11 protein-coding genes are annotated in these 12,672 nt (G+C 71.3%); 1 reads left to right on the top strand and 10 read right to left on the bottom strand.

Annotation, left to right across the window (positions count from 1 at the left end; all coding sequences use genetic code 11):
* Positions 1-27 precede the first annotated feature (27 nt).
* Both Q5530_RS16570 and Q5530_RS16565 read right to left on the bottom strand, forming a co-directional pair.
* On the bottom strand, positions 28-564 hold the full coding sequence (locus tag Q5530_RS16570) for an AAA family ATPase (protein ID WP_415363188.1): 537 nt from the start codon (positions 562-564) through the stop codon (positions 28-30).
* Positions 565-919: 355 nt separating this feature from the next.
* Positions 920-1,810, bottom strand: a complete 891-nt coding sequence (locus Q5530_RS16565) for a hypothetical protein (RefSeq protein ID WP_415363186.1) — start codon at positions 1,808-1,810, stop codon at positions 920-922.
* Positions 1,811-2,119: 309 nt separating this feature from the next.
* On the opposite strand from Q5530_RS16565, the gene Q5530_RS16560 reads away from it, so the two are divergent.
* Entirely contained in the window at positions 2,120-2,785 is a 666-nt protein-coding gene (locus Q5530_RS16560; protein ID WP_415363185.1) for a MarR family transcriptional regulator, read from the top strand.
* Between the two features lie 341 nt (positions 2,786-3,126).
* Here the strand turns inward: Q5530_RS16560 and Q5530_RS16555 are convergent, their stop codons facing one another.
* The 8 genes from Q5530_RS16555 to Q5530_RS16520 all read right to left on the bottom strand — a co-directional run bounded on the left by Q5530_RS16555 (position 3,127) and on the right by Q5530_RS16520 (position 11,879).
* Complete coding sequence (locus Q5530_RS16555; protein ID WP_415363659.1) at positions 3,127-3,189, bottom strand: MerR family DNA-binding transcriptional regulator; 63 nt, start codon at positions 3,187-3,189, stop codon at positions 3,127-3,129.
* Positions 3,190-3,416: 227 nt separating this feature from the next.
* A complete protein-coding gene (locus Q5530_RS16550) occupies positions 3,417-6,113 on the bottom strand; it encodes an ATP-binding protein (protein WP_415363183.1) in 2,697 nt (898 codons plus the stop codon).
* Between the two features lie 440 nt (positions 6,114-6,553).
* Positions 6,554-6,886, bottom strand: a complete 333-nt coding sequence (locus tag Q5530_RS16545; RefSeq protein WP_415363182.1) for a hypothetical protein — start codon at positions 6,884-6,886, stop codon at positions 6,554-6,556.
* Positions 6,887-7,036: 150 nt separating this feature from the next.
* Complete coding sequence (locus Q5530_RS16540; protein WP_415363180.1) at positions 7,037-7,996, bottom strand: DUF4192 domain-containing protein; 960 nt, start codon at positions 7,994-7,996, stop codon at positions 7,037-7,039.
* Positions 7,993-8,568 carry a hypothetical protein gene (locus Q5530_RS16535; RefSeq protein WP_415363179.1) on the bottom strand — a complete coding sequence of 192 codons (576 nt, stop codon included), beginning with the start codon at positions 8,566-8,568 and terminating at the stop codon, positions 7,993-7,995. Before Q5530_RS16535 ends, Q5530_RS16540 begins: the two co-directional genes overlap by 4 nt.
* A gap of 80 nt (positions 8,569-8,648) precedes the next feature.
* Complete coding sequence (locus Q5530_RS16530; protein WP_415363178.1) at positions 8,649-10,424, bottom strand: hypothetical protein; 1,776 nt, start codon at positions 10,422-10,424, stop codon at positions 8,649-8,651.
* 47 nt (positions 10,425-10,471) lie between these two features.
* Positions 10,472-11,704 carry an AAA family ATPase gene (locus Q5530_RS16525; RefSeq protein WP_415363176.1) on the bottom strand — a complete coding sequence of 411 codons (1,233 nt, stop codon included), beginning with the start codon at positions 11,702-11,704 and terminating at the stop codon, positions 10,472-10,474.
* Positions 11,705-11,753: 49 nt separating this feature from the next.
* Complete coding sequence (locus tag Q5530_RS16520) at positions 11,754-11,879, bottom strand: hypothetical protein (protein WP_380637841.1); 126 nt, start codon at positions 11,877-11,879, stop codon at positions 11,754-11,756.
* Positions 11,880-12,672 lie beyond the last annotated feature (793 nt).

Raw genomic sequence — 12,672 nt, 5'->3', positions numbered from 1 at the left:
TGTGCCCATGTCGATGAGCGGTGGCGGTCAGGAGACCGTCGGCGGCCAGCGGTGCCCGCGCCACTCGTCCCAGGATGCGAATCCGGCCGGTGGGTCGTCAACGGGTTCGCTGCCGTCGAGTTCACCTCGCGTCGGGACCTGGATGATGCAGGCCCACTCGGCGAGTTCCTCGTCGGACATGGGCCATGTGGTGTCCGGCTCGTCGGCTTGGCGTTGGTCGAGTCGTCTGCGCTGCTCGGCCGGGGACACCTCGAAGTAGTACATCTCCACCCTTGCGCCGAGGTCCGCGGCTGCCTGCCGCAGCGCGGAGCGCTCGTCCCGATCCCACAGTCCGTAGTCGATCACCACGTTGATGCCGAGTTCGAGGGCGCGCAGCCCGATCTCGATGAGCCGTCCTTCGATCACGTCGGAGGCCGATGGCGGGTTCTCGTGCCCGTAGAGGGCCTTCACCCATTCGTCCTTGGTAAGGCGAAGCGCCTTGTGCTCGATTTCCACACGTCGCGCGGCACTGGTTTTTCCGGTGGCCGGGAGCCCGACCGTCAGAAAGAGTGTTGGTTGCCCCATCCCATCCCCTGTCCGGGTGAAAGGGTCATCATGACCGATCGGGTGCTCCGAGGCACTCTCATGCCGGTCACCGGCACCCATGAGCGAGCAAGTGGTCAAGCAGTACGAGCACAGGCTGCTTCCAGCACGATCAAATCCTGTGGAAATCAGACCGAGCTTTCAGCTGTCACGGACTTCCTCGGGAAGCCGCCCGGCAACGAAGATCCAGGACGACACCGCGCCCGTGGCCGCCGACAACGCTTCTCCGGTGGCACAGCCCGGAGTGGCCGTCGCCGGGCGGCCGGTCCGGGAATCGAGAACACCGGACGCCCGCAGCGGGTGCGGGTGTCCGGTGTCCGGTGTCCGGTGTCCGGTGTCATCGTCGTCGTGGTTCGAGGGTCAGCCCTCGGCGGATCCGCAGTTCGGCGCGCAGGTCACCGAGCGCGCGTCCGTCCGAGGTTCGTTTCCACGCTTTCCAGCCGTTCTGGTTCTTGCCGCCGAGGGCGATCAGCGCGCCGGAGGGGTTGGCGTAGGCGCGGCCGTCGGCGAGGACCAGGGTGCCGTCGGAGTGGATGCGGGCGGTGTGCCGGGCACCGTGTCCCGGGCGGTTCCACATGAACTCCTCGCCCGCTCGGAGCAGGCGGGCGGTGAGCAGGTCGGTCAGGCCCCCGTTGCCTCCCCAACCCTGCAAGGGGTGGTCGACCGTCGGGCCTGTCGAGGTCGGGACGACCTCGGTTGCCTCGGTGTGCAGTCCCATGATGGCCGCGTCGGTCATCGCGACCGTCCACGGCCAGCGCGGGTCCAGCGCTTCCCATTCGCCGACCCGGAGCCAGCGGTCGTGGTAGGAGAGCAGCATCTCCACGTCGACCAGGTCGTCCGGAGGCGACTCGCCGTCGGGTGCGGTCAGCACGATGACGAGATCACCGTCGCAGCCGGCGGCGGGTGGCTGCTCGGGCAGCCAGCAGCCGGCGAACAGGGCGACCTCACCGTTTCGGTCGGGGTCGGTGTCGTCCAGGACGTCCGCCGCCAGCACCAGCATCGCCCAGGTGTCCTCCGGGTGCCGCATCGGCGTGGCGGCGACCGACGGGGCGAGGATCACGACATCGGGTGGAAGTCCCTCCCACCACAGCATCCTCGCCTCGTCGTCGCCGTGTGCGGCGACGGGAACGGAGTGGAGTGGAGTGGGTCCGGTGTCGCTGTTCAACGCGGTCATGGTGGCGTCGGGTGCGGGTTCGGGCGGTGTCGGCGCGGCGGTGTCGGCGGTCATGGTCTCGGTGTCCCTTCGCGTTCGGTTCGTCCCCGGTCGAACGGCCGACATGCATGGACGCTTCATCACCATCACGGTGTCAATACACGGCGGAAATCAGCGGCGAAGTTAACCCTTGCGTGTAAGGATCTCCTGATTTCACTGTCCACAGGAGACAGATGGATTGTTTGGTCGTTCCACTTGACTTCACAGCGCAAGGAAGCGTTCATAGTCGTGTGGCCCGACAACCACCGGATGCGCACCGGGGGCCGCGCCCGCTCCGGCCGGGGCATGACCACCCACAGAAGACACCACCACTGCGAGGTAGCCATGTCCTCCAACACCACTCCCGCCCTGCGAGCCGTTCCCGACCCGGTCAAACTACGCACGGACACCGAGGAGAAGTTGTGGCAGGCGCTGCTCGACGATCCGGGCAGCACCGCTGCCGTGTTGTCGACCGCCGCCGGGATCGGCAGGTCCACCGCCACGAAGATCCTCGCCCGCTGGGACAAGGACAACCTTGTCACCCGCACCCCGGGGATCGCCGACGGCGGCTCACGCCCGGCCGACCGCTGGTCGATCACCGCCATCGACGAGCGGACCGTCGACCAGCCGACGGGTGACGAGTCCATCGACGACGAGTTGAACGAGAAGGAGGGCGTCGATGACCGGTCGACGGACGACCGGTCCGCCGACGGCGAGGCCGCCGTGACCGCTGGGGCGGAGGTGGCTGAGGCGGGGGCGGACCGGGAGGTGCAGCCGGCGGGAGGGCGGTTGGCACCGGGGGCGCTGCGCGGGATGGTCGAGGACCATCTGCGGGAGAACGCGGGTCAGGAGTTCAGTCCGAACGCGGTCGGCAAGGCGTTGAACCGGTCGGCGGGTGCGGTGCACAACGCCCTGGAGAAGTTGGTCGAGGACGGCTACGCCGTGCGCACCAGCGACAAGCCGAAGAAGTACTCCTGCGCCGTCGATCCGGAGGCCGACCCGGGAAGGTAACGCCGCCGACGGTGGCCGCAGGACCGCGACCCCCATTGTTCTCAGTGGGGGTCACGGCCGCTTTCGGGCATCCGAGCCGTCGGGATGGGGAGTGACGGTGCGGACAGGCGTTGCGGTGCCGGCGAGGTGCCGTTCGAGCATCCCGCGTCGCACGTCGGCTGCTGCTCCTGGTGAGCCAACTGGTCGCGCACCTGCTGGATACGGGCGGTAAGGCCGGTGCAATCGCCTTGGGGTCGACTCGCCACGGCGCGGAGGACGGTCTCCCGGACGATGTCGGAGGGCAGGCCAGCGCGGTGCGGGTCCTGGATGAAGGCGACCTGGCGAACCACCTGCTCGTCGTACTACCGGTAGCCGTTGGCAAGTCGTGCGGCGGGCAACAGGCCCTGCTGCTCGTAGTGCCGCAGCGAGCGAGTGCTGACTCCGGTGGCTTTGGCGAACTGCTCTCGCGTTCCTGAATGCGGTAGGCCGAGCAGGTCGCGGACACCGTCGTGGCCGCCTTTCGCGGCCGCGCCCCCGCGGTTGTCGATGGCCGGATCTCCGGGCTGCCGACGGAATCTGCTGAGCAGCGGATTCGGCGGTAAGACTGGCGCCTTTCGGCGTTACCGATGATCGTTTCCCGCCTGGTACCCGCCTATGAACGGTCAGCGGCTGCGTCCAGACGGTGGTTGGTGTTGTCGAGGTCGTCGAGTTGTTGTTGGACGCGGTCGGCGTCGGTGTCACGGCCTTGGTCCCGGTACAGCGCCAGCGCCTTCCCCCACACCGCGCGGGCCTGCTCGTGGTCTCCGAGCTCGGAGTGCGGGCGACCGACGCGATCGAGGGTATTCGCGATCAGGTAGGTGTGGCCGAGGGCGCGGTACAGGGCGAGGGCCTGGTGGTAGTGGTCGAGGGCCAGGCGGTGATCTCCGGTGCGATGGGCGATGAACCCGAGGCTATCGAGGATGGCCGCCTCGCCCGCAGGGTCGTGGTGGTGTCGGTGCAGGGTGAGGGCGGCGTGGCAGTGGTCGCGGGCGGTGTCGAACTCGCCCAGGCGCGCGGCGTACCAGCCCACCACATTGAGCGCTATGGCTTCTAAAAGCGGCTGGCCGAGGGTGCGGTGGAGGTCGAGGGCGTGCCGAGCGTGGTCCAGGGCCCGCCGGTCGTCCCCCCGTCGTTCCCAGGCGAGCGCGAGCGCGTGGTGGGCGTGTGCCTGTTCGGTGGGGTCGTGGTGGCGCACGGCCAGGGCGAGGGTCCGGTCCAGGTGTCCGGTGGCCTGCTCGTGCAGGCCCAGCAGGGCACAGGCGTAGCCGAGGTGTCGGTGGGCGCGGCTGAGTGTGGCGGGGTTAGGCAGGTGGGCGGCGGCGTCCAGCGCGGCGTGCCACACGGCGAGCGCGTCGCGCCGGTGTCCTCGCCGGTGCTGGAAGGTGTTCAGGTTCCAGGCAAGGTGCCAGACGGCGTGGTGGCGTTCGAGGGTGGCGGCGGTGCGCTGGGTGGCCAGCAGGGTGGCGTGCTCGGCTTGCAGCCAGGCGAGCGCGGCCGCAGCGTCGGGCAGCGGGTGCGGGCGGACGTCTGGTGTGGGCGGATCGGGTGACACAATCGGGCGGTGGGGGTCCAGGAGGCGGTCGGCGGCGTGGGCGGTGTGCAGGTGGAAGTCCACCACCCGGATCAGGGCCGTCTCGCGCACGTCGTCGGGCAGACTGTGGGCCGTGGTGGCGGCGTAGGCGCGGACCAGGTCGTGCATCGCGTACCGGCCGCCCGGCCGGCGTTCGACCAGTGACGCGTCCTCCAGTGCCGCCAGCGCGCGGCGGGCGGGGCCGTCGGGCAGTCCGGTGAGGGCGGCGGTGGCGGGCGGGGTGGTGTCGGGGCCGGGCGCGATCCCGAGCAGGGCGAACACGGTGCGCTGCTGTTCGGTGAGCCGGCGCAGGGACCAGGACAGCACGGTGGGCAGGCTGGCGGCGGGATCGTCGTCGTCGAGCGCCTCCAGCCCGAGTGCGCGCAGTTCGGCGGCGATCTCGGTAAGCGGGATGGCGGGGCGGGTGGCGGCGGCGCGCGCGGTGATCGCCAGGGCCAGCGGGTAGGACCCGCACAGCGCCACCAGCTCGTCGATGGGGTCGGGTTCGGCGGCGACGCGGTCGACCCCCAGGCGCGCGGTCAGCAGGGCGCGGGCCTCGTCGCGGTCGAGGGTGCCCAGTTGCAGGTGGTGGGCGCCGTGCCGGTCGATCAGCGAGGCGAGTTTGCGGCGGCTGGTGACCAGGACGGTGCAGGTGGGTGTGCCGGGCAGCAGGGGGACGACCTGGTCGCTGGTGGCGGCGTTGTCCAGCATGATCAGCATCCGCTTGCCCGCTGCCAGGCTGCGGTACAGCGCGGCCTGGGCGTCGAGGGCGGCGGGGATGCGGCCCGGGTCGACGCCGAGGGCGTCGAGGAACCCTCGCACCGCCACCGCCGGGTCGACCGGGTCGCCGGCGGGGCTGAACCCGCGCAGGTCGACGAACAGCTGCCCGTCGGGGAACCGATCGGCGTGGCGGTGCGCCCAGTGCAGCGCCAGCCAGGTCTTGCCGATGCCACCCGCACCGCCCAACGCCGAGATCACCACCGCCCCCGCGGCGGGGTCGTCGTTGACGGGCGTCAGGATGTGGTCAAGGTCGGCCAGGTACTTCTCGCGGCCGGCGAACAGCGCCGGTGCCCCGGGCAGCTGCCGAGGCGCCGCTCCACCGCCGTCGGGTGCGGCCGGGATTGGCGGCCGATCGAGCACGTCGGGATCGGTGGGGTAGGGGTGGTCGGGTAGGGCGAGCCAGGCGGTGTCGCGGACCTCCTTCACCGCCACCGGTACCGGCCGGAACGTGGCCGGGTCCAGCACCGCGGAGTGGCGGACCACCTCGTCGAACAGCCAGCGCGACACCACCAGCGCGACCAGGCCGGGCGAGTCCGCCAGTGCCCGCTTCACCGGCGGCGCGTCCAGCAGCCGGAAGGTCGTGGTCACCGCGGTCGAGGTGACACCGTGCCGGTCGAAGACCACCTCACCGGCGTGCACCGCCACCCGCAACCGGACATGCTGCGCGGCAGGGCTGCCGACGTTGTGCCCCCGCAATGCCTCCGCCAACGCCCCCGGCAGCACCTCCACCAGCGGCGCCTTCGCGTACTCGGGCGGGACCAGCACGAACACACTGTCGCCGCGGTCCTCGTGGTGGCAGTCCTCCCACGCCACCCCGGCCGCGCGCAGGGCGTCGGCGACCACCCGGTACAGCCCGGCCCGAGTCGCCACCTGGTGGGGCAGCGTCCGGCGCGGATCACCGAACCCCTCCACGTCCACCACCACGATCGTGCGGTGCACGGCCTGACCCGGACCCGCCATCCCAGCCCTTCCGCAGCAGCCTGCCAGGTCTGTTGACTAAACCCGGTCTACCGCACGACCGACCACCGGCCCACGCCTCGACACGCCTATCGCCCGGACGGACGCACGAAATCCATCCGCCCGCCAGAGCCGCCTCGCCCGCACCAGGCCCCGGCTGAGCGTCCAGGCACGCCGGACCTCATACACCGGCCTCATCGGCACCGCCGGGTAGACCGTCGGTCGAAGCGGGCCGATTCCGTCGTCAGTCCATCTCCGCCGTCCAAGCTTCCTGTTCAGCCGCGTCCTGCCGACTCGGACGGCTCTTTCCGCAGGTGGGTGTCTTTACGCGAGCGGGTCGTCTTCGAGTCCAGCCCGCAGGACTGGTCGAGCAGGGGCCGCCGGTGACCCGTGGTGGGGTCGCCGGCGGCTTCCGATCGTTCTGCTGGACAGGGCGGGTGTGGTCAGGCAGGTGCGGTCCAGTGGCGGTGCGCCGGGTCCCAGATGGCCTGGGTGTAGAGGCGGTGGAGGTCGGGGAAGCCGGGGCCGATCATCCAGCCGAGTCGTTCGCAGTCGAGGTGGCCTGGCCGCCAGCCGGTCCAGATGTCTTGGCCGCAGTCGTGGTCGAGGTCGCACATCAGCCGCTGCCGTCCGGTCACCAGGCAGCAGGCGATGTCGCATCCGCCGTGGACGTGCGCTTCGTCGACCGCCACGGCGCAGTCCGGGCATTGTTCCTCGAAGTCGATCAGCGGAGGTGATGCGGGTCGCGGGCTTGGGTTTTGCTCGTTGTCGCTCATCGGTGTGTTCCTGGGGTCCTGGTCGTCACGACTGTTCGCCACCTGGATCCGTGTGGTCTCGGCCGGTTCGGTGGGGCGTCGGGTAAGGGATGGCGAGTTGCCGGAGTCGTGTCGGTGGATTGCCGGGCCTTCTCGGTGAAGGGGCGTGGGTCAGAGTTGTTCGATCAGGTGTTGGCTGTCGTGTGCCATGCGGAGCAGGTGCTCGGGCTCCAGTTCGGTGGCGATCGCCTGGCCGATCAGCTCGCTGAGGCGGTGTCCCGGGTGGGCGTTGTGGGCGTATGCGGTTGCGGCGGTGGCCAGGGGGATGTCGTGGCGCAGGTAGGCGAACACCGCGAGCAGTGCGGCCGGTTCGGCTCGCTCGGGGGTCGGGGCGGCTTTGACCAGCTGGGTCCACAGGGCTTCGGCGGCGTGGGCGTGCTCGCCGGTGGCGAAGGACAGGCAGGCGTCGCGGACCATCGGATCGGTCAGAGCGAAGGCCAGGGCGGCGACCTCGGCGTCGGTCAGCGGGGCGGTGCGGTCCTCGACGCGGAGCACGTGTTCGTGGACCAGGTCGAAGCGGCTGCGGCGTCGGCTGGGTGTGCCGGGGGCGATGGTGTTGCCGGCGGGGGCGGTGTCGGCTCGTTCGATCAGCTCGTCGAGCAGGGTGATCCGCTGGGCGAGGACACTATCCGGTTCGGGCAGCAGGATGGTCGGGGTTGCCGCATACCGCGTGGTCCGGGCGGCCGCCCACACACGGGTGCCGTCGAAGGCGTAGATCCAGTCGGCGTGGCGGGAGTTGCGCCACGGCCAGGGCCAGCCGTCGTCGGGCAGGTGGCACAGCCCGGTGTCCTGCTCGGCCGATGCGTGGAGCAGGTCGGTCACGGCGGTGGTGAAGGTTTCCGAGGTGGTCGCCTCCAGCAGCTGCCGGCCGATGGCGGTCTCGTGCAGCGAGTGCGGATCTGTTGGGCCTTGCAGGGTTCCCAGCCACGTGCGGCAGGTGTCGTGCGCGAGGTGGAAGTCGGCAATGGTGGTGGTGTCGTCGTGCGTGTCGGTGGTCGCGGTGTCGAAGAGGGGTGCTGCGTCGAAGAAGGGCGTGGCGTGCATGGTGTCCTCCGGGGTGTGGGCGGTCATCGTTGTTCTCCTGACGTGTGGTGCAGGGGTGTCGTGCGGGTCCGGTGGTGGGGTCGCGTGGGAGCAGCAGCAGGGGATGGTTCGGTACGTGCGGTGCGCGTGCAGTTGGGCTGGTGGTCGGCTGCGTCGCCTATGTCTCGGGCGGGTTGTGTGTCGTGGTCGGGGTCGAGGTGGTCGCCGAGGTCGGCGAGGGTGGCGACGGGGGTGACGGGGACTTCGGCGGTGCAGTCGGGGCAGGTGTCGAGCAGGAGCCATGCCTGGCCGGGGGTGGTGTGGTCGGGGATGAACCGCCACGCGCTGCCGGTTGTCGGGTCGGTGACGGTGATCAGGTCGCCGGGGACGTCTCCGGTGCGGGTGGGGTAGGTGCGGTGGGGGTCGTCGGTGACGAGCACGGCGTCGGTGGGCACCTGGAGGGCGGTGGCGACGGTGTGGGCGACGCGGGCGCGACGTGCCCACCGGTTCCACTCCTCGGGGTTGTCGTGGCGGTGGTGGAACCCGTCGGGGTCGGCGGCGCGGTGGGCGTGGGCGGCGTGTACGGCGCGCTGGGCGAGTCCGGGCGTGGTGGTGGTCATCGTGGTCACCTCTCGGGCGGTCGGTTGGTGATCGACGGGGTGTCCAGGGCGGGGGGGGTGCCCGCCCCGGACCGGGCGGGTTAGCGGGTGGCGCGCAGGGCGGTGGTGGCGGCGCGGCCGATGGCCTGGGCGGCGGTGGCGGGGTCGGTGAGGTGGTGCACGGTTGCCCCGTCGAGGGGGGTGTCGTGGTCGCTGGTGGTCAGCCACAGCACCGCGCACCCGGTGGCGCGCAACCGGTCGAGTGTGCGTTGCCCGTCGAGGCGGGGTTGGTCGCGGAACCGGCCGTCGGAGATGATCACCAGCAGGCGTGCCGCGCCGGGGTGGGACAGCCCGAGGGCACCGTCGAGGGCGTCGATCGCGGTGGGGATGTCCTCCCAGTTGTCGCGGGAGGCGAATTCGGTGACCTCGGCGGGGTGTTTGCCGGGGCGGGTGAGCGGGCGGACGTGGTTGCCGAAGATCACGCTCGCGGTGTCGGCGGGCACCCTGGTGTGGCGGGCGGCGGTGGCGAGGATCCATGCCGCCGAGGCCACGTGGGCGCGTACCCGGCCCATCGTGCCGGACACGTCGCACGCCACCCCGAGGCGCAGCGGCGGGGTCGGTACCGGGGTGCGGGTGGTGCGGGTGAACGGCTGCGCGGTCACGGTCGCCCCGGCGGCGCGTTGGGCTTCGGCGGCACGCACCCCGCGCATCCGCAACCGTCCCGGCGGCACCTCCGAGGTCGACTTGACCGCGACCCGTTCCCGGACCCCGGCGGTGTCCAACGCCCGCGCCAGCACCCGCGCCGCCGAGCGCTCGTCCGGGGTGGGTGGGCGGGTGCCCGCCGTGGCGGTGCGCCCGTCGCGGGTACCGCCGGCGGTGAACACCTTCCGTGCCGCCTGCCGGGCGGCCTGGTCGGCGGCGGCCTCGCGCGCCCTGCGTGCGGCGGCGACGGCGGCGGGGTCCTGCGGTGCCTTCTCCCCCGCCACCGCCGCCGCCACGGTGTCCACCACGGCGGCGATCGCGTCCGCCAACGGCGACGGGGTGCCCGACCCGTTCCCGCCGGTGCCGCCGGAGGGGTCGGGCGTGCCGGACGGGTCGGGTGCCGTACCGGGGTCGGGGTCGCCGGTGTCCGGGTCGGTGCCGACGATCTCGCACCACCGCCGGCCGAGGTCGAGCATGGTCTCGCCGTCGTCGTCGGCGGTGCACACCGCCCGGGTCCACAGCTTCCGCAACTCCAGCAGCGTGTCGACACCGAGCACGTCCCGCACCACCCGGGCGACGGGGGCGACCTCGATCCTGGTCAGCACGCCGGCTTCCGCGCGTCCCAGCAACAGCGCGGCGGTGTGGGCGGCGTCCGCGCGGGTCATCTGCGGGGCGGTGGCGGGGTCGGCGTACAGGTGCAGGTCGGCGGCGACGATGCCCTTTACGCACGTCCGCAGCCAGTGCCGGTCGTCCGGGCGGCGCAGGAGGTGCGCGCCTTCCATGCGGGGCTCCTCCAGCAGCATGGCGGCGGCGACCACGCCGGGTGGGGCGTCGCGCGGGGGCTCCCACCGGGTGTGGCGGGCGTGTCCGCACTCGTGGGTCAGCGCACCCCACGCCGGGGCGTAGCGGGACCGGTCGGACAGGTTCGCGGGGTCCACCGTGGCGGGGTCCACCCCGAGGTGGTCGCCGTCGACCTCGATCAGCGCGCGGGCGGGGTAGAAACATGCCGGGGCACCGCCGCCCGCGCCCGGGGCGACACGGACCACGAGGTCGTCCCGGTCCGCGATCACGGGCACCTCGTCGGCGAAGGCGGCGGACAGGGCAAGCCATTCGGGGCGGGTGGGGAACACGGCGGCACCGAGGGCGTCCGGGTCGGCGGTGAAGTGGGTGCTCACGGCTACGGGTCCTTTCACGACGGTTCGCGGGTCGGCGGGGTTCGGGGTCACCGTTTGGCGGGGATGATGCGGGCACCGAGGGCGAGCGGGGTGACGGTGCGGCCGAAGGCGTCGCGCACCACGGCGGCGACGGTGTCGCGGTCCTCCTCCGGCGCAATGCCCACCAGGTTCGCTGCGGCGGCGTCGGTGCCCAACACGGCGGCGATCTTCTTGAACGCCAACAACTCGCGCAGTTGCGGCGACCACCCGACCTCGCCCTTCTCCTGCCGGGTGGCCAGGTTGCGCGCCACCCGCACCGCCTTGCGGTCCACGCCCAACTGATCGGCCAGGTCGTAGTCCGACGACACCCGCACCTGCACCGAGAACCGGCTCGACAGGGCATCGGTGAGCACCGCGCCGTGCACACCGGGGTTGTGCCCGGCGACCACGTAGAACCCCGGCGCGGCGTCCACGACCTCACCGCCGTTGGCCTTGACCACGATCTGCCGGCGGCCGTCCATCGCGGGGTAGACCACCGCGAGCACGGTCGGCGGGATCAGGGTCGCGTCGTCGACGAACAGCGGCACGCCCTCGCGCATCGCCCGCACCAGCGGACCGTGCACGAACACGAACTCCCCGCCCGGGGTCTTGGTGTAGTCCCCCACCAGGTCCGCCACCACGGTGTCCCCGTCGCCCTGCACCGTGACGCAGTCCGGGAACGCCGCCTCCACCACCGACGTCTTCCCCGTCCCCGGAGGTCCGTACAACAACGCGGCCACCCCCGCGTCGCGCAACCGCCGCAACGCGGTCACGTCCGGCAACGCCGTGCCCGCCAACAGGCGCGGGTGGTACTCGGTGCCGTTCGGGCGCAACACCGGACCCGTCACCACGCCCGAACCCGCCGCCTTCCCCCTCCCGCCCGCGCCGGACGGCGCGGGCGGCGTCGCGGTCGTGGTGGGCGGTGCGGCGGAGGGCTTCGAGCGGGGTGTGCGCGGTGGGCCGGGGACGGCGGACACGGCGGCGGACCCCGTGGTCGCGGTCGCCCGGTAGCTCAGCGGCGCGGACGAGGCCACCTCCGCCTCGCCCCGCTCCACCAACACCCGGCAGGCGTTGCCCACCGCGCCCGACGACCGGTTCAACGTGTGCGCGATGGTGCCCGGGGTGAGGCCGGTGCCCGCGCTGTCGACCAGGACCCTGGCGACCATCGCGCGCAGTTCACCACTGCGCAACCGGGACGTCGACCCGCCCGCCGTCACGGGTGCGGGGGTCGCGGGCACTGAGGCGGGGGTGGGCGTGGTCATCGTGGGTGTCCTTTCGGTCGTGCCGGGGTCGTGGTCGCGGGCGTGTCGGTCAGGTGGTGGCGTAGCCGTCCCGGTTGCGGTGCGTGCGGGTGCGGGGTCCGTCGTGCCCGGTGCTGTGCCGGCTGTCCGAGGTGATCGGGGAACACGTCACCGGCGTACCGGTTTCGGTGTCCATGAAATGCGTAACCATTTCGACTCCCAGTTCCCGTGATGTGACATGGCTCGCGCCGGGCGTGACATTCGCCGTGGTTGCATTCCCTTCGACTGCAATTCAATTATGACTCTGCCCCGCACGCCAATCAATGGTTCGGCGGCCCACTTTCAAGACTCTTTCGGAATGTCACCCGATCGGAGTTGCCGAAAATATCCGACATATTCGTGCGCACACAATCCCGGATGTCATGCGTCCGCATTTACGCAGGTCGACAACAGGCCAAAGAGTCCGGCACGAGGACGGACCACCGAAGCGTCGATGCGCACAGAAGGGTTGGGAATTGTTGGACGAGAGTGCGGGGAGACAGGGGCAGGGGAGGGTCCTGGGAGGCCGAAGGGGAGACGACCGGGGCGACGCCGGACGAGCACCGTCGACCGCAGGGCCGTCCCGATGTGTTCCCCAGCCTGCGGGCAAGCGAGTCTGGGATACCAGCGGATCCCTCCGCAACCTTCCTACCTGGAGCTTTACAGGTGTCAGGGGGTGGCGTTCTAACAGGATCCCCAACCTGATCCCCAATGTGATCCCCTATATGAACCCCCAACGGAAGTCACTGTACGTACAAACGATCTCCACTTCCGTCACGTACAGCGATCGTCTTGTGCGGTGAGCCCAACGACAGCGACGACGTGGTTGTGCGGGCGGCGGCCGAGGCGGCGCGCCTCACGCTTCCCGGAAACCACCTCGGCCACAGGCGGATCCCTTGCCGTCCCGGCGACACTCCGGGGAGGCTTGCGAAGTCGGCTCGAGACTTTCC

Origin of the sequence: Saccharothrix sp. BKS2 (assembly GCF_047689505.1) — a bacterium.
Classification (GTDB): Bacteria; Actinomycetota; Actinomycetes; order Mycobacteriales; family Pseudonocardiaceae; genus Actinosynnema; species Actinosynnema lopnurensis.
The sequence above is the reverse complement of the archived record's forward strand: the minus strand, read 5'-3'. Positions and strand labels throughout refer to the sequence as shown.